Raw genomic sequence first — 15,284 nt, 5'->3', positions numbered from 1 at the left:
CGCCCCGAAAGAGAGACTTCACGGAGCGGTCCGACGAATCAACGCATGTAGGCGAAGGCGGGGCGGAAAAATTTGCGTGAACTCGAGTAGCCGAATCGGACAATACTCAGTGTGACCACCCACGACGGCGAGATCATCCGCCGTTCCCTAGAGCAGCCGGCGGCGTTCGCCGAACTCTACGACCGGCACGAGCGTGTCATCTTCCGCTATGCAGCCCGCCGGCTGGGTGCGCCCAAGGCGGATGACATCGCCTCGGAGACGTTTCTCGTCGCGTTCACGCGCCGACGAGACTTCACCGGCAGCGAGGACGCGCGGCCGTGGTTGCTCGGTATCGCGACCACGCTGATGCGGCATCAGGCGCGAACGGAAGCGAAGGCGTGGCGGGGCATGCTCGCGTCGGACCTAGCCCGCACAGACATCGACCAGATCGACGCCGCGGACGCTCGCCTGGATGCGAAGCGCCTCGCCGGCCGCCTCGGCAAAGCACTCGCCCGCCTGCCCGCCGGCGACCGCGACACCCTCCTGTTGCACACGTTCGGGGAACTCGACTACGAGGGCATCAGCCAGGCGTTGAGCATCCCGGTCGGCACCGTCCGTTCACGACTGAACCGCGCGCGCCGCAAGCTGCGCGCCGCTATCGACCCGGCTTCGAGCCAAGAGAAGGAACAGAGCCATGGACGAAATCTCGCTCCTGCGCCGAGCGCGGACTGACATCCCCGAGCGCCCGCCGGCGAGTGTTGCCCGCGGACGGGCTGCGTTGTTCGCCCAGATCGAGGCGGAAACAGCCTACGCGCCGTTCGCAGCCGTCGGGGACGACACATCCTTCGCGCCTCTGCCGCTTCGCCGCCGACGGCGCCGCACCGTGGCGTGGACCGGGTTCTCTGCCCTGGGCGCCGGCGCCGCCCTCACCGTCGCGCTTGTCGCCGGCAACGTGTTCGGAGTGACGGGCTGGCACGGCGGAGCTGATCCCGCAGCCGCCGACGCACTGAACGCCGCAGCCATCGCCACCCTTGAAGTTACCGACCCCTCGGTGAGCGCCGGACAGTACCTGCGCGTGCGCACCGACGCCGTGTATATGACGCAAGCATGGCTCGACGAAGACGTGGACGCCGCCCGCGTGAACGGCGTAGTGCAGGACCTGGGAACGGTAGAGGCTCAGTACTACATGCAAGGGGAGCAGTTGGAGCTGTTCCGCCCTGCGAATCACAACGACACCTGGTGGGGGATCCAGTGCCGGGCGCGCGTGGCCCAGACCTTCGGCCCGAAATCGGAGCTGGCGGCGCAGCAGAACCCCTCGATGACGCAGGGGCCCGTTGGACACCTCATAGAGCTGCCAGGCGGGAGGATCAAGTACGAGTTGCCGGGCGGGGGGATCGAGTTCGGCAACCCGGTGGGCGGATTCACCGTCCCGGGTGGCGCGAGCGATGACTTCACGCAGCTTCCGTTGGAACCGGGGGAGCTGCTCACGGAGATCTATCGTCTGAACGGTGAGTCAGGCCGTTCCCGGGACGGCCAAGCACTCGTGTGGATCGCGGACACTCTACGTGGAGGCGCCGTGCCAGCCGAATTCCGCGCCGCCATGTATCAAGCGGCCGCGCTGATCCCGGGGGTCACCATCACAGACGAACAGGCGACCCTCAACGGAGCCACAGGCATCGCCATCGGCCGTGATGAAGCGGACAACTTCCGGCAAGAGATCATCATCGACCCCGCAACCGGACAATTCATCGGGGAGCGGCACGTAACGCTGGAAGGCTACGGCCCTGCAGCCGTCGGCGACCCTATTGGATGGACGGCTGTCACGACCGAGATCGTCGAGGCCGCGCCGACCGACGTATCCACTTGCAGCGAGTGACGGCCCGTTGGAGGGTCCTCGCCCGATCACTGATGCGTTCGTCGCGGGTTACGGATCAAAATCACCCCGTGAGCCCTTGTCAGCGGGGTGTGAGCTTGACGATGAAGCCGCTCAGGTCGCGCCCCGCGGACAGTTCGAACGTTCGCGAGGTGAGATCTGTGGTGCATGGCCCGGCCTGTTCGGAACCTCGGTGCCCAGCACCACACTGCTTGTGTGGACATCCACTTCATCTATTGAGGGAACCAGGGGGCAAGAGCCCGAACTCGTTGTCGTGACCACGAGAGTCTCACCAAGTGCCCACGCCTCTACAAACGACGAGCCTTCACCCTCCACGACAAGCGGGACGCCTGTCGTGGAGGGGCGCCCAAGGAAGCCGGGCGGATCGTACTGCTCCACGTTGGAGCATGCAGTTAGCGCCAGAAGCAGCAGTGCATTCGCGACCAGTTTCGAGGGGCGCGGGTGGTTTCCGATTCGAGCCGGTCGTTGGTCGTTCATACGAACTCCGAAATCGCCGCGATGATGGGTGGGACATTACTCACAGCGTGTCGGCTGCCGCACGATCGTCTCAGTGATAGCTCGATCGAGGAGTACCGTCAGCATTTCGCTGCGACTAATGGACTAGCGGCCGTTGACGCCCCGCCTAGGAGTCGGCCACTTCTCGGGGGAGGTCTGTGATGTCGATCGGCTGGGTCGGTGGGAAGGTCAGATCGCCGGGTCGTGGTTTGTACATCGCTGCTGACTCGGCGACTCGCGTAGAGCACAGCGCTTGACCCTGTGCCGACCACAGGGCTTCTCATGGCAGTGGGCATCCGGCCATCGGCTGCCCGCCGACCCCGAACGAGAAAATGCTCATGAAAGACCTCGCGAACACCGTCCCTTCCAACGTCGAGTACCACCGGGTCCTCGCTGGAGAGAAGCGCCGCATCGGACGCGGGATCCTCGCGATCGTGCTCCTGATCGCCGGCCTGTTGCTCAGCAGCATCGTCCTGGTCGCCGGAGCAGGCGTGATCGACGCCGCCATCGGCACGGATGGCCGGGCGGGGTATACGCCTCTGGCGCACGCCGCCGCGTTGGTGAGCGTCGGTTTGATGATCCCGTGGAGCATGCTGCTCCAGCGCTGGCTGTACGGGGTGAAGGGCGCGTCGCTGCATTCCGTGGTGTCGCGGTTCCGGTTCGACATCTTCGGACGGGCGCTGCTGGTCATCCTGCCCGCATGGATCGTCTTTCTGGCCATCCAGTACTCCGCGCCGATTCCGGAGGGCGTCACGTGGACGAACACGGACGTGGTGTGGTTCATCGTCGCGACGCTCCTGTTCACCCCGCTCCAGGCTGCGGGGGAGGAGTACGGCTACCGGGGCCTGGTCTTCCGGGTCGCGGGAGGGTGGGCGCGCGGCAAGCGAGCGGGACTCGTCACCGGTATCGCGGTCTCGAGCGTGGTCTTCGCGGCCATCCACTTCTCGGCCGATCCGTGGCAGAACCTCTGGTACCTCCTGTTCGCCGCCGGGACGGCGCTGATCACGTGGCGCACGGGCGGCCTCGAAGTCGCCGTGGTGCTGCATGCCGGGCTCAACACCCTGGTCTTCATGTTCGAAGCCGCTCTGCGCCAGGACTTCCAGGCCGGGATGGATCGCTCCGCTGGTGTCGGAGACGCGGCGCTGCTCGCACCCGCCATCGTCGTCCTCCTCGTCACGGTGGTGATCTGGATGCTGACCCGGCGCACGGGACCGGCGCGCACACCGGTCGCCACCGCGTCGCGGATGGAGGCGGTGGCCGCTCGGGTCTCGTAGGCCGACTCGGCGCCGGTCACCGGTTGCGGTGCGGACGCCCGTTCAGTGTCGCGATCCCTGCCACGAGCGCGGCGAGAGCCAGGATGCCCGCCAGCCAGGAGGTCACGGGTACGTAACCGCTGGTGCCGGTTGCGTCGGCGTAGAGCCCGACGGTGGCCCACGCCACACCGGCTGGGTCTGTCGCATGCGTGGGTGACATCTGAGTCGGCTTGCCCTGAGGGGTGGCCTGGAAAGATGTCATCGTGCCCAAGCCCTGGCACAGGACGCGTCCTGCGCGCCGGGGAGGGTGGCTGCAGACTTCGCAAACGGGTAACGCAACCTCTGCTGAGGAACCGCGTTACCCGTTTCCTGACTAATGTGCAGCGCAGCAGGTAGGCCCCGCCGGTTGGGGGCCCCTTCGACGCCTGTTCTGCGCGCCAAGCGATGCAGGGGCGATGGCCACCACCGTATGCTCAGGCCATGATTCGGTCCGGCAGAGCGTCACTCGTGGTGTTGTCGACCGACACGGAGCCGGCCTCCATCTCCGAGATGCTCACCCTTGAACCAAGCGAGGTAGGACGCAAGGGTGCACAGCTCCGCTCCGGTCGCGTTCGCGAACACCACTTCTGGTCGCTCGACGTCGACTCACTCGACAACACGGATGAGGACCAGAGCGGCACCCGAGCCCTTCGTGCGCTTCTTGTGCGCTGCGGCCCCGCCCTTGATCGAGTCGGGAAGTTGCCACCCGACTGCGACGCCCGGATCTGGTGGTCCGCCGACTCAGACTCGGCTCAGGGTGGGTTTGTTCTGCCGGTGGACCTGACCGAGAAGATTTCAGCTCTAGGCCTCGATGTCTATGCAACCGTGTTCTTCGACCGGGGTAGCGAGAAAGTCCCCAGCACATAGTCGCGTGCGCTCACAGCGGCATGCGGTCGGGAAGGCGATTGCAGTCTTTCGCAACGGGCAGTACGGCTTCTGCTGGAAAAGCGCGTTACGCGTTTCTCACTAACTAAGCGGGCCGATTATCGAAACCTCCGACCGCCGGAGACGACGATCGGGACCACGCATCCGTGTTGATGTGGACGCATGATCCCCAGCGGGGGGGGGAGGGGCCGACTCAGCTGCGGACGGGCGGAGACGGCTGGGGTAAGGCCACCAGAATCCGCTGGGTGGGTGGCAGCACGAGGTCAGACGGCCGCGGCTCGTGCATTCGCCGTCCCCTTCCTTTCCGTGTCGTCTTCTTCGAGGGCATCTCGCAGTTGCTGTCTCGCTCGGGCGAGGCGCGAGCGCGCGGTTGACGGGTTGATTCCGAGCACCGAAGCCGCTTCATGGGAGGCCAACCCGTCCCAGTAGGTCAACCGAATGAGTTCGGCGTCCTCTTCGGGTAGCCGTGCAAGGGCGTCCCGCACTTCGATGGAGTCGGCGGCGTCGACGGCTGTCGGCATCGCCCGCATGTCGCTCGCGAGGCGATCAACAGCAGCCAATCGGCGAGCCGAGGCACGCCGGGAGTCCCGCAACACGTTGTGCGCGGTGGCAAAGAGCCACATGCGTCCCTGCGTGCCGTCCGAGGGGATCTTTCGACGGAGTTTCCAAGCTGTCAGGAGAAGCTCACCATAGGCTTCGGCGGCATCTTCTCGGTTGGCGAGGCGGCGTTGAAAGTACCGGAGCAGATCGTTCGCATTGCGTTGGACGAGCTCCTGGAGCGACATGGCACTGTTCCCGCCCGCCAGTCTCACTGGCAGCCCTGTGCCTGGCTCAATAGGCTCACGGAGCCAGCTTCTTTCGACGTCGACAGACCACGATCCTCGAGCTCAGCGAACAGAATTTTGGCGACCGTCTGGTGCATCGCGGACTGAGCGATTTCTTCGTCGGTATAGTGCGCAACACCCGGGCTTCCGTCGGCGAACGGCTGATCGTTTGCCACTATCAGCTCGGCAGCAGCCGCAGAAGTGTCCAGGGCATCCAGATCCAGCGCTGCGACGATCTCGTGCGCTTCCTGCACCACGGGCGCGTCGTCAGCAACTCCGTCGGGCTTCACCACGAGTCCTGCGAAGCAGGTCTCGCCGTCCGGTCCGGGGATCTGGTACACGTTGTCAGCCGTCCAGCCCCACGGGGTCTGCAAACCGTTGCCCGCTACAGCGACCGTGCCGGCCCCGACGAGCACCACTGATGCGGCCGCGCTGGCCGCCCACAGGCGCACCTGACGCGTGCGACGCGCACGAGCCTCGCGGAGAATGCGGCCGCTGTGGTCGGCGAGGCCGATGGGGGTGGCAGTGTTCGGTGCCGCATTGCGAACCCGGGACTCAAAATCGAGGTCGTTCATGGGTAGACGCCTTCCTGATAGAAGCATTACCCAGTACATGGCCGCACCTCTGTCAGGTGTCCACGCGCGTCGGACATCCGTCCTGATGACGTCCGGTGAGCCCCAAACGATCGGCGGGGGGAGTGACGCGTGCAGGAGTCGCAACGGGTAACGCAACCTCTGCTGGGAAACCGCGTTACCCGTTTCCTCACTATCCACGCACCTGAACCGCATCGTTGTGGACTCCGGCTCGGCGGGCGACTAAGAGCCGGGCGTGGCGACAGTCACGCGAAAAGCTCATATATCTCTCAAAGGCGACCGACGGTAGGGCACACTGACCACCATGCAACGGGGACTCGCGTCGGCGGCCTACATCACGAGCGGTGGCCTGCTCGGGATTGGCGGGCTCCTGGTCGTCAGCTTTGCGCTGTTGCCGGCTATCGAAGCGGTGCTGTTGACGGTGGGCACCAATGGCGCCTTCCTTCTCATGATCGACGTGAATGAGTTCTTCGAGGCGGTGGTGCTTCCCCTGCTTGTCGCGTTGCTCGGCGCGGGGATCGCCATCGGCGGGCTCGCGCTGCTGCTCCAGGGGGTTGCGAGCGCGCTTGGAGACGCGCCCACCAGACCGGATAAGGAGGGTGATTCTCAATGAGAAGTCTTCACCAACGGCGCAGGACGAATAGCGCGTTCCGTTTACTCGTGGCAGCCGGCATCGGCGGGATGGCCGCGGTCACTACCGGTTGCTCGTCGGTGTCGCTCACACCGTCTCTTGACGACGAGCTGCATGCCGATCTCACGCACATGGTCGAAAGCGCCCGAAACGATCTGTGGTCGTATCGGGACTCTCTGGCCACCGACCCGGAAGGAACGCTCCCGCAGATCGGTTCCGTCTATGACGCGAGACCGCTGTACGAGGATCCCACTGCTGTCCTAAAGGGAGGGGTCTACACACTCCTGGGCGTTTCCTCGTCGCACGAGGGAGCCGCGCTGACCCTGGCAGCTTCTGCCGACGCGCATTCTGGCGGGCGGGTGGTTTTATCAGTCGCGGAGTGCCGCGGTGTGCTTCGTTTTACGGTTCCCCGTCGAGGAGCGGGTGGTCCACGCCGACCCGTCAGATTGCACCGACGGCCGAGGACATGGGCTCATCGATGTGGCCGACTATGCACGCCACGGCGACCCAATCTCTCTGCGCGAACTCGACGTCCGCCGCACCGTAACCGAGGCTGACTTTCAGCCACTCCCGTGCCAGTGCAGCAGCGGCGGCCGCTGCGATTGTCCAGGAGGATGAACGGCGCGGCGCGGCGCTATGCTCCGATCATGATCAGGTTCTCTGCCGGCTTCTCGGTTAGCCGCACCGTTGTAGCGGCGTGCGCTCTCGCCGTCACCGCAGGGATCGCCGGGTGTGCTCCGGCTGGGTCCGTCGCCGCGACGCCCGAAACCACAGCCCCTGTCGTCACCCCTTCTGCCACCATGGCTCCTTCCACCGTGACGGATATCGAGACGTGCGAGGCGTTCACCGACGTCTCGACCATCCTTCAGAACGCGGGGGCGGCCCTCCACGAGGGGCGCATGTCACAGAAGGAGTACGACGGCTGGATGCGACTCGCCACGCGGGTCCTCGACCGGGTTCCCACGCGGGGCGAGGGGGCCGTCAGCGATGCCGTTGCGGCGCTGAAGGCGGAATACCCTCCCATCCCCGCGGGAGCCCAGGGCGCAACCAGCATCGGCAACCCGGGGCCGAACACAGCGCCCTCCCCAGCCGACGCCTGTGAGGCAGCCGGCTACCAGATCTTCGCCGAGGGCTTCACGGGCGGATAGCGCCTGAACGGGAGAAATCACCCGTCTCGGGGCACAGGCGAGCGATCAGACGCGCGTGACCCGGGGATCAGTTCCCCCAGTAGGCGGCGAGAACGAGGTCGTGATTCCACGTGTCGGCGATAACTGATTGGAGCTGATTCGCACTGCTCTGGGTGCAGTATGGGATGCTCTCCGGATCTCGAACCGCGATACTGACGGGCGAGCCCAGCAGTCCCCATGGCTGAACCGAATTGCCGAGATAGCCGTCAAGCGCGAGGTCCTGATACTCAGGTTTCCACCAGACATCGAATACGCGACCGAACTCGGCTGGGTCGATTGCTATCCATACTCCGTACGTGACAACGTGATCATCGGTCAGCGTGACAGGAAGAAGAGCGCGGACGAATGCTCCGACATTCTGCACCTGCATCAGCGTCGACGACTTGGCATCCGGTCCTGACAACCACATGTCCGCTGCGTCAATTTGGCCAGCGTCCAGGACCGGATCCGGAAGCGCAAACTTGATGTGCCGGTCGTGGGCGTCAAGGGCCCGGCCGCAATCCGCACAGGTATCGAACTCCATACCGCGACCATAGAGCCGAACCGTCGGGGCATGTTGTTGAGCAATGAGCGAATGCCACGGGCGAGCGACGGGGGAGTGGATCGCCCAACGGTGCGCGACCATGGAGAGGTATGGCGGGCAGACGGTCCGCTATTGACGGGCGTCGACCGTTGGAAGGCGCTTCGACTCGCGCGTCCCGTCGGAGCCTGCCTGCGCCGGTGGGAGTGCGAAGAAGGCGATCAAACCGGCTGCGACGAACACGCCCATCAAAACCAGAATGCCAATGCCGGCTCCCACCGCGGCTGACTCCGAAGCTGTGAGTCCCCGCATCACGCCAAGCTGAGCGAGCAACGAACTCGCAGCTGCGGCGCTAGCGGCGACGCTGATCGCGATGAAAGCGCGAGTGGCATTCGACCATTTCGATTGCGCCAGCGCGAGGATTGTCAGCCCGACCGAAAGAGTCGACAAGAGGCAAATGCCAATGAGCCAACCCGCCACAAAACTCTCGACCGGCATGTAGTTCGTGACGGTGCCGCCGCGCCAATGGGACGGGACCTCCTGAGGGAGGTCCGGCCAGATGCGGGGGAGAGCGTATGCGGCCAGCATTGACGCCATCGGTAGGACGACTCCGATGAGGGCTATTCGGATCGTCCTCACTCCGCCAACCTAAACCGGTCATCGAAACATTGGCGAAGGCGCGGACCTTCACGTAGTAGTCCTTGCAACAACCTTCGAGGCATGCGGCGCGGGTGGAGACGACTGGCCGTCCAAAGACACTCTTGGTGAAGGACGCTACGACGCCGAAGGGGAACGGACGTGAGGAGAGCAGGCTCGCCGTCGCGTGAGCCCAGACGATGGCGGGTGGCACTGAACCGCGCGGGAATATCAACGACGGCGCTCGGTGGCATCGCACTCGTAGCTCTGACCGGGTCGCTCCGGCGCCGGTCGCCTGTCCCGCTATCGGGTGGGGGCACACTCTTACCGTCGAGGTGACGGGCCAGACCTCCTCCGTGCGAAGTGTCCAGCTCTGCACGGAGGACGGATGCGCTCCTGGACCTGACGTCAATTCCAGTAGCCCGCTTAGCCTCATCAGGGTGGCCGAACGGAGCGGGGACAGGTGGATGTTCGCAACTGACGTGTTCCTGCTCGAAGAAGTCACAGTCCGCGCGCTTGATGCCGACGGCTCTGTCGTGTCTGAGGGCTCCGTCAGCCCCGACTGGAAGCGGGTCGGGGGGAGCGAGCAATGCGGGGGACCAAGCACCGCGCTCGTAACAGTCTCCATTTGAGACGAGAGGCCAGCGACTGCATCCGCGGCCGTAAGCATGGAGCGCAGCTGGAGACTGAACCGCGTCGACCTGCCGGCCATGGTTCAGCGAGCCGCGCGCGCACCCGCATTAGGCAAGACCGCGCTTCGAAAGAGGGAGGGGACGCTCCGGCGGAAGCGGAGGGAAAGACAAGGGACCTTGACACCCCGTCCCGGACTGGTACAGGCTGAACTCTGTCAAGCGTCCTTGTCACTGCCTCGGATGGGCTGCAAAGGGGATGAATCGCCATGAGCGGCAGGGTCGGAGTCGGGTGGTGGTCGAGCCGCGCGGCCTATGCACGGCTTGCCACCATCAGCGGCCGGGACATGCTGCGCAATCCGTTGAGCGGCCTGTCGATGCTGTTCATGTTCGTGGTGATCGTGGCGATCTATGTGTCGATGTGGGTCACGTTCACGGTCTTGGGCGCTTCTCCGACCGTTGCAGTGATCCCTGCAGACGTGCAGGTGTCACAGGCTCTGGAGCAAGCCGGTGTCGCAGTTGTCGATCCGGGAGTGGACGACCGAAACGCGGAGGTCCGGCGCGATGGCGATCGTGTTTCCGTGGTGCTGGATGGGTCGGCTCGCCCGGCATGGAACTCGATATGGGTTGCTCTCCGTGATGCGGGATTCTCGGCCCATGCGATCACTGTTGTTGACGATCGTGGCGATGTGAGGCTCGATCCGTTGCGCGCGTACCTGGGTGTGGCGGCGATGACGGCTATTTCGAGTGCGGCCTTCATCGGGTTGACGGTCCCGCTCGTGGGCATGCGAGAGCGAGGGCTGCTCCGGTTGTTCGGAACCACGCCGCTTCGCCGCTCCACGTTCTTGCTGGCCCAGGTGCCCGCGCGGTTTGTCGTCGTGCTCGTCGAAGTTCTCATCATCGTCGTGATCGCGGTGTGGCGCCGCTATGTCGATGGGCTCGACGTGGTCAGCCTCGCTGTGACTGTCGTTACGGGGAGCTCGATGCTGTTCGCTCTCGCGCTGGTGTTCGCGGGGCGGTCACGGAATGCCGAGGCGACCCAGCAGGGCATGGCGATGCTGACGATCCTGCTCGTCTTCGCATCGGGCGGCATCGTGCCGCCGAGTGCGCTTCCGGTCGTTGCCCAGGCTGCGATGAACGCACTGCCGACGACGTGGTTCGTCGCCGCGGTGAACGCTGACCTCACCGGCGCTGACTCGTTCGTTCCCCTGCCGGTTCTGTGGCTGTTCATGGGGCTGGGAGCGTGCGGCGCACTTCTGCTCGCGGCACGGCGTTTCGAGTGGGACCAGTCCGAACCGAGACAACCGACGCCCACGGGCCAGCGAAGGAAGGTAACGCCATGAGCAACGACGATGACCTGCGCGGGCGAACACGTGCCGAGCGCAGTGCGGGACGGCGCTACGTGGGGGAGTTCACGATCGGCGTCGCGGCCTACCTCCTCCTGTTCTTGGTGCTGCCGCGACTTGTCGTGACGGAGCCCGGATCGGCGTGGAGCGTCGTCATCGCCCTGACTCCCATAGCGCCCGTCCTGTGGATGGTGATCGCGATGGCACGTCACGTTCGCCGCGTCGACGAGCTTCAACGCGCGCTCCTGCTACACAGCTTCACCGTGGGCTTCGGTGCGGCGATGCTGATCGCGCTCGCGATCGCCCTCGTCACTGGCGCCGGGATTGACACACGTCACAGCGAATGGGCGGTGTTCATCGGTGGGATGGCGGCCTGGGGGGTCTCGCTCGGGGCGTTCTCGTTCCGGGCGAACCGATGAGGAACGACGTCCGGCGCCTCCGCACCGAGCGTGGCTGGACGCAAGTGCAGTTCGCCGAGTCGCTCGGCGTGTCTCGTCAGACCGTCAACGCACTCGAAACCGGGAAGTACGACCCCTCGCTCCCGCTGGCATTCCGTATCTCGGCGTTATTCCAGGTATCGATCGAAGCGATCTTCTTCCCCGGGGAGACTGACACCCCGCCGACCGGAGGCAGACGATGACCACCCGAGCGCCCGAGGATGTGATCGTCGTGGACGCGCTGCGGAAGGTCTACGACGAGAAGGAAGCGGTCGCGGGCATCACCTTCTCGGTGCGTCGGGGTGAGGTATTCGGGCTACTCGGCCCCAACGGGTCAGGCAAGACCACAGCGCTGGAGACGATAGTCGGGTTGCGTCGCCCGACCTCCGGCACCGTCACCGTTCTCGGCGTCGATCCGGCAAGGGACCGCCGCCGCATCACTGAACGCGTCGCGGTGCAGCCCCAGGCGGCGGCGCTGTTTCCCACCCTGACCGTGCGCGAGACGATCCAGTTGTTCGCCTCCTTCTACGGGGCGCGCCAGGACCCCGAGGCGATCATCGAAGAAGTCGGGCTCCAAGACGAAGCGCGCGCCCGCGTCAAGAACCTCTCCGGCGGACAGGAACGCCGCCTCCTGATCGGAATAGCACTGGTCGGCAAGCCCGAGATTCTCGTCCTGGACGAGCCCTCCGCCGGTCTTGACCCGGCATCGCGGCGCAACCTCTGGAGCATCATCGAACGACAGCGCGAGCGTGGTACGTCGGTACTGCTCTCGACTCACCACATGGATGAAGCCACACAGGTGTGCGACCGGCTCGCGATCCTCGTCCATGGGAGCATCGCGGTCGAAGGGGAGCCCGATGCCCTCATCCGGCAGTACTCGGCGACCGCGACCGTCTCGTTCACGTTGCCGCCGACGACCACCGGCATCGACATCAACGCACTCGGGCTGACCGGCGACATCACGACCACCGAAACGTACGGCGGCACCCGCGTAGCCGTGGTGACCGATGACGCCGACGCGGTGCTGCGCCGTCTGACCTTCACCCCCGGGCTCCACGCGTTCGACTACGCCGTCAAACACGGTTCCCTGGAAGACGTGTTCCTCGACGCCGCCGACCGGAAGCCCACGGAATCCACCAACGTGATGCCATGACCGCGGTTGCACCGATACGTCGAAGCCAGTTCCCGGAGCTGGTGAGGACACACGCCCGCGAAGTCATCAGAGATGGCCGAGCGGTCCTCGCGATCCTGGTGAGCTTCATCGCTCTGATCGCGCTTCTCGGAGGAATCGACCTGATCATCGCAGGTTCGATGGGACAACCGCCTCGGATTCTGCAGAGCGGCCTTGGACTCGTCAGCGTTACAGGCTTCATGGCGGTCGCGTTCGTCATCACGACCGTGCCGCTGGTCAACTACCGTCACCGCGGAATCCTCCGGCAGCTCGCAACCACCCCGGCACGCCGAGCAACGTTTCTGCTCGCGCACGTTCCCATACGTGCAGCCATCATCTTCACAGAGACCGTCATCGTCATCGCAGTCGCTCTGATCGGCGGACTCGACGCCAGCCAGGCGCTGCCGCTGGCATTCACCCTGCTGCTCGGAGCCGGAATGATCCTCTCGCTCGGCTACCTCCTCGCCGCACGCATGACCAACCCGGACGCCGCGTTGCAACTGTCGTACATCGTCCCGATGCTCGTCCTCGTCACCTCCGGCGCATTGTTCCCGCTGGGCATCTACCCCCCGGCAGTCAGGATCGCGCTGTCTGGGCTACCGACGACCTGGCTCGTGGACTCGATCAACGCGCAGATCGGAGGCAACGCCCCGACCCTGCCAGTTGGTCTCACGTGGTTCCTCATGGGACTGCTCACACTCGTCGTCTCGTGCGCGACACCTCGCCTGTTCCGATGGACGAAATCGGATTGACCCCGACTGAAGTGACGATGAGAGCAAGGCGGTCTCCGCGACGCGGTAAGGGGAGTGGGCCGTGGCCGAGGTGGCGGTGACGGATCGCCCATCGTACGAACTCGCGAGCAGTGCGGTGCGTCGTCGGGCCGGAGAGCAGCCAGTCGTCGACGTCTGCTGCGTGCATTCGGTCCTGACATCCACATGTCCTCTGCGTCAATTTCACCAGCGTCTAGGATCGGGTCCGGAAGTGCGAACTTGATGTGCCGGTCGTGGGCGTCAAGGGTTCGGCCGCAATCCGCACAGGTATCGAACTCCATACCGCGACCAAAGAGCCGAACCGTCGGGCCATGCCGTTGAGCGACGAGCGAATGTCAGGGGCGAGCGACGGGGGAGTGGGTCACCAATGGTGCGCGACCATGGAGAGATACGGCGGGCAGACAGTCCGCTACTGGGGGGCGTGAACCAACCAGCGGCGAAGGCGCTGACCTTGACCTAACAGTCCTTGTAGCGGCCTGCTGCGATATCCGCTTCCTTTTTATGTGACGATGCCTGGACAGCGGCCCTCTTTCTGCGGCGGATGTAGGTGAGCGTGGCCGAGATGATCAACCCAACGATCTGATTCAAAGCGAAAACCAGTCCGAATAGGATGATCGCCGCAAACATTCCGAGCATAAGGAGAACGGACGGCAGAGGGATGAACGCCACGAGCCATGCTCCGTTGTCCATGAAGTCAACGTAGACCGGGCCAGCTGACTTCGTACACGGGTAACGCACGTCTTGCTGTGAACGCGCGTTACCCGTTTCTCACTAAGCGGGCCGATCATCGAAACCTTGAGAGCCGGAGACGATGATCGGGACCACGCAGGCGCGTTGATGTGGACGCATGATCCCGAGCGGTGGGGAGGGGGGCCGGCTTCGGCTAACGCGACTCTAATCTGACATAATGTGCATTATCGGCACTGGGTCAATCGACGGGATTGTTCTTACGTGAGGCCCTGCTCAGACTTCAATGGCACTCACGCTGTCCATCCGATCGCCCGCCCTCAGGAGCGTCATCCTCGTTAGACGCGTCGCGCTAGATCCGCAAGCTCGAGCCTCGTGTCAGGCGCCGTCTCTTCGACGCGATCGACGCGCTGACGCCTGACGCCCGCCGTCTAGGATGCCCCGAGCCGAGGCTGATCCGCACGGCTTCACCCATCTCTGCTACAACCGATGTTGTGACCGAGTCCAGCGCCGTCCGCCACGCCCGCGAGGATCAATTCGAGGACGGTGTGCGATTGGCCACGCTCGAGTGGCAGCAGGCGCTCGAGACCCCATCGCTTCGGAGTGGGATGGCGCTGTCCACGATCGCTCTGCCCGTAAAGGCGATCGCACTGGTGGCTCCGCTGGGCGGGGTGCTGGCCCCCTTCGGCGGCTCGGGGGCCGACGTGTTCTCCGGCACCGACCTCATGAGTCCCGATCTCGCGCGCTCGGTCGCTGTGATCTGCTTCTGGATCGCCGCGGTCGGTCAGGCGTGGGCGCTCATCGATTGGTGGCGCTTCGGCCGGCCGAAGGATGGCTATGGAATCGCCGCCGCGTCGCTCTCGGTAGCAGCGGCGGTTGTCGCGATGTGGTGGCACACCTCGCGCTCCGGACCGGCGGATCTGCCGATGCTCGCGGTCCCCATCGTCACCACGGGCGTGCTGGGCGCTGTCGGGCTGGTCGCACGCTTGATCGGCTCGCGCAACCACACCATGCGGCAGACCAGGCTCATTGCGCTGGGCACGCGGATGCGTTCCCTCCCCGGCGAGGAGCAGCAGGCGCTGCTCGCTGAGCGACGCGAGATCCTCGACGTCCTGCACGGGCGCGGCCTTGTCGACAGAGGCCTCGTCGAGCGCGCCTCCGCAGTGCGGCTGGGCGACTGGTGGCTCCTCGACGACGGCGAGACGGCGACACGGTCGGAATCCCCGACGCGGCCGTGACGGCGTGGCGGCCCCGGTCGAATCTGCACAGGTCGTGCAGCGACCTGGACGCCGGAAGATCGGCGGGTGA

The 15,284-nt window shown here is 65.1% G+C and carries 18 protein-coding genes; 12 read left to right on the top strand and 6 right to left on the bottom strand.

The window, feature by feature from the left end; genetic code table 11:
* The first annotated feature begins 111 nt into the window (after nt 1–111).
* The 3 genes from F6J85_RS07915 (at nt 112) to F6J85_RS07905 (ending at nt 3,642) form a co-directional block, all read left to right on the top strand.
* Nucleotides 112–711: an RNA polymerase sigma factor gene (locus tag F6J85_RS07915; RefSeq protein WP_238707096.1), complete on the top strand. Its 600-nt coding sequence runs from the start codon at nt 112–114 to the stop codon at nt 709–711.
* The gene (locus F6J85_RS07910; RefSeq protein ID WP_150924531.1) at nt 674–1,855 is read left to right on the top strand and encodes a hypothetical protein; all 1,182 of its coding nucleotides are present in this window, start codon (nt 674–676) and stop codon (nt 1,853–1,855) included. Before F6J85_RS07915 ends, F6J85_RS07910 begins: the two co-directional genes overlap by 38 nt.
* Before the next feature lie 851 nt (nt 1,856–2,706).
* Nucleotides 2,707–3,642 (top strand): CPBP family intramembrane glutamic endopeptidase, encoded by a 936-nt coding sequence (locus F6J85_RS07905; protein WP_191906788.1) that lies wholly within the window; start codon nt 2,707–2,709, stop codon nt 3,640–3,642.
* Between the two features lie 16 nt (nt 3,643–3,658).
* On the opposite strand, the gene F6J85_RS07900 is transcribed toward F6J85_RS07905, so the two are convergent.
* Nucleotides 3,659–3,841, bottom strand: coding sequence for a hypothetical protein (locus F6J85_RS07900; protein ID WP_150924529.1), 183 nt, complete (start codon nt 3,839–3,841; stop codon nt 3,659–3,661).
* A gap of 260 nt (nt 3,842–4,101) precedes the next feature.
* On the opposite strand from F6J85_RS07900, the gene F6J85_RS07895 reads away from it, so the two are divergent.
* A complete protein-coding gene (locus F6J85_RS07895) occupies nt 4,102–4,527 on the top strand; it encodes a DUF4279 domain-containing protein (RefSeq protein ID WP_191906787.1) in 426 nt (141 codons plus the stop codon).
* Nucleotides 4,528–4,808: 281 nt separating this feature from the next.
* Here the strand turns inward: F6J85_RS07895 and F6J85_RS07890 are convergent, their stop codons facing one another.
* Together F6J85_RS07890 and F6J85_RS07885 are read right to left on the bottom strand one after the other, a co-directional pair.
* Complete coding sequence (locus F6J85_RS07890; protein ID WP_150924527.1) at nt 4,809–5,330, bottom strand: RNA polymerase sigma factor; 522 nt, start codon at nt 5,328–5,330, stop codon at nt 4,809–4,811.
* 23 nt (nt 5,331–5,353) lie between these two features.
* Nucleotides 5,354–5,944 (bottom strand): hypothetical protein, encoded by a 591-nt coding sequence (locus tag F6J85_RS07885; RefSeq protein WP_150924526.1) that lies wholly within the window; start codon nt 5,942–5,944, stop codon nt 5,354–5,356.
* A gap of 322 nt (nt 5,945–6,266) precedes the next feature.
* On the opposite strand from F6J85_RS07885, the gene F6J85_RS07880 reads away from it, so the two are divergent.
* On the top strand, nt 6,267–6,575 hold the full coding sequence (locus tag F6J85_RS07880) for a hypothetical protein (RefSeq protein WP_150924525.1): 309 nt from the start codon (nt 6,267–6,269) through the stop codon (nt 6,573–6,575).
* An 818-nt stretch (nt 6,576–7,393) separates the two neighbouring features.
* The gene (locus F6J85_RS07875) at nt 7,394–7,741 is read left to right on the top strand and encodes a hypothetical protein (protein WP_150924524.1); all 348 of its coding nucleotides are present in this window, start codon (nt 7,394–7,396) and stop codon (nt 7,739–7,741) included.
* Between the two features lie 67 nt (nt 7,742–7,808).
* Here the strand turns inward: F6J85_RS07875 and F6J85_RS07870 are convergent, their stop codons facing one another.
* Nucleotides 7,809–8,303, bottom strand: a complete 495-nt coding sequence (locus tag F6J85_RS07870) for a DUF2199 domain-containing protein (RefSeq protein WP_191906786.1) — start codon at nt 8,301–8,303, stop codon at nt 7,809–7,811.
* A 129-nt stretch (nt 8,304–8,432) separates the two neighbouring features.
* A complete protein-coding gene (locus F6J85_RS07865) occupies nt 8,433–8,888 on the bottom strand; it encodes a hypothetical protein (RefSeq protein WP_150924522.1) in 456 nt (151 codons plus the stop codon).
* A 946-nt stretch (nt 8,889–9,834) separates the two neighbouring features.
* On the opposite strand from F6J85_RS07865, the gene F6J85_RS07860 reads away from it, so the two are divergent.
* From F6J85_RS07860 to F6J85_RS07840, 5 genes are read left to right on the top strand one after another with little or no spacing between them, the layout of a single operon-like run.
* Nucleotides 9,835–10,908, top strand: a complete 1,074-nt coding sequence (locus tag F6J85_RS07860; protein WP_150924521.1) for an ABC transporter permease — start codon at nt 9,835–9,837, stop codon at nt 10,906–10,908.
* Complete coding sequence (locus tag F6J85_RS07855; protein WP_150924520.1) at nt 10,905–11,330, top strand: hypothetical protein; 426 nt, start codon at nt 10,905–10,907, stop codon at nt 11,328–11,330. Before F6J85_RS07860 ends, F6J85_RS07855 begins: the two co-directional genes overlap by 4 nt.
* On the top strand, nt 11,255–11,551 hold the full coding sequence (locus F6J85_RS07850) for a helix-turn-helix transcriptional regulator (protein WP_338037106.1): 297 nt from the start codon (nt 11,255–11,257) through the stop codon (nt 11,549–11,551). The genes F6J85_RS07855 and F6J85_RS07850 overlap by 76 nt, the downstream gene beginning before the upstream one ends.
* Nucleotides 11,548–12,501: an ABC transporter ATP-binding protein gene (locus F6J85_RS07845; RefSeq protein ID WP_150924518.1), complete on the top strand. Its 954-nt coding sequence runs from the start codon at nt 11,548–11,550 to the stop codon at nt 12,499–12,501. Before F6J85_RS07850 ends, F6J85_RS07845 begins: the two co-directional genes overlap by 4 nt.
* Nucleotides 12,498–13,271, top strand: coding sequence for an ABC transporter permease (locus F6J85_RS07840; protein ID WP_150924517.1), 774 nt, complete (start codon nt 12,498–12,500; stop codon nt 13,269–13,271). The genes F6J85_RS07845 and F6J85_RS07840 overlap by 4 nt, the downstream gene beginning before the upstream one ends.
* Before the next feature lie 474 nt (nt 13,272–13,745).
* Here F6J85_RS07840 and F6J85_RS07835 read toward each other — a convergent pair whose 3' ends face one another.
* Entirely contained in the window at nt 13,746–13,979 is a 234-nt protein-coding gene (locus F6J85_RS07835) for a hypothetical protein (RefSeq protein WP_150924516.1), read from the bottom strand.
* Nucleotides 13,980–14,470: 491 nt separating this feature from the next.
* Between F6J85_RS07835 and F6J85_RS07830 the strand changes: the two genes are divergently transcribed.
* A complete protein-coding gene (locus F6J85_RS07830) occupies nt 14,471–15,214 on the top strand; it encodes a hypothetical protein (RefSeq protein WP_150924515.1) in 744 nt (247 codons plus the stop codon).
* The last annotated feature ends 70 nt before the right edge of the window (nt 15,215–15,284 follow it).

Source organism: Microbacterium lushaniae (assembly GCF_008727775.1).
Taxonomy (GTDB): domain Bacteria; phylum Actinomycetota; class Actinomycetes; order Actinomycetales; family Microbacteriaceae; genus Microbacterium; species Microbacterium lushaniae.
The sequence above is the reverse complement of the archived record's forward strand: the minus strand, read 5'-3'. Positions and strand labels throughout refer to the sequence as shown.

What these genes read in the sequence shown, in the direction of transcription:
- F6J85_RS07910 (WP_150924531.1), top strand. Translation starts at nt 674, where the DNA reads ATGGACGAAATCTCGCTCCTGCGCCGAGCGCGGACTGACATCCCCGAG.
- F6J85_RS07880 (WP_150924525.1), top strand. Translation starts at nt 6,267, where the DNA reads ATGCAACGGGGACTCGCGTCGGCGGCCTACATCACGAGCGGTGGCCTG.
- F6J85_RS07865 (WP_150924522.1), bottom strand. Translation starts at nt 8,888, where the DNA reads ATGCTGGCCGCATACGCTCTCCCCCGCATCTGGCCGGACCTCCCTCAG.
- F6J85_RS07840 (WP_150924517.1), top strand. Translation starts at nt 12,498, where the DNA reads ATGACCGCGGTTGCACCGATACGTCGAAGCCAGTTCCCGGAGCTGGTG.
- F6J85_RS07835 (WP_150924516.1), bottom strand. Translation starts at nt 13,979, where the DNA reads ATGGACAACGGAGCATGGCTCGTGGCGTTCATCCCTCTGCCGTCCGTT.
- F6J85_RS07845 (WP_150924518.1), top strand. Translation starts at nt 11,548, where the DNA reads ATGACCACCCGAGCGCCCGAGGATGTGATCGTCGTGGACGCGCTGCGG.
- F6J85_RS07885 (WP_150924526.1), bottom strand. Translation starts at nt 5,944, where the DNA reads ATGAACGACCTCGATTTTGAGTCCCGGGTTCGCAATGCGGCACCGAAC.
- F6J85_RS07895 (WP_191906787.1), top strand. Translation starts at nt 4,102, where the DNA reads ATGATTCGGTCCGGCAGAGCGTCACTCGTGGTGTTGTCGACCGACACG.
- F6J85_RS07850 (WP_338037106.1), top strand. Translation starts at nt 11,255, where the DNA reads ATGGGCGGTGTTCATCGGTGGGATGGCGGCCTGGGGGGTCTCGCTCGG.
- F6J85_RS07870 (WP_191906786.1), bottom strand. Translation starts at nt 8,303, where the DNA reads ATGGAGTTCGATACCTGTGCGGATTGCGGCCGGGCCCTTGACGCCCAC.
- F6J85_RS07890 (WP_150924527.1), bottom strand. Translation starts at nt 5,330, where the DNA reads ATGTCGCTCCAGGAGCTCGTCCAACGCAATGCGAACGATCTGCTCCGG.
- F6J85_RS07875 (WP_150924524.1), top strand. Translation starts at nt 7,394, where the DNA reads ATGGCTCCTTCCACCGTGACGGATATCGAGACGTGCGAGGCGTTCACC.
- F6J85_RS07860 (WP_150924521.1), top strand. Translation starts at nt 9,835, where the DNA reads ATGAGCGGCAGGGTCGGAGTCGGGTGGTGGTCGAGCCGCGCGGCCTAT.
- F6J85_RS07900 (WP_150924529.1), bottom strand. Translation starts at nt 3,841, where the DNA reads ATGTCACCCACGCATGCGACAGACCCAGCCGGTGTGGCGTGGGCCACC.
- F6J85_RS07905 (WP_191906788.1), top strand. Translation starts at nt 2,707, where the DNA reads ATGAAAGACCTCGCGAACACCGTCCCTTCCAACGTCGAGTACCACCGG.
- F6J85_RS07855 (WP_150924520.1), top strand. Translation starts at nt 10,905, where the DNA reads ATGAGCAACGACGATGACCTGCGCGGGCGAACACGTGCCGAGCGCAGT.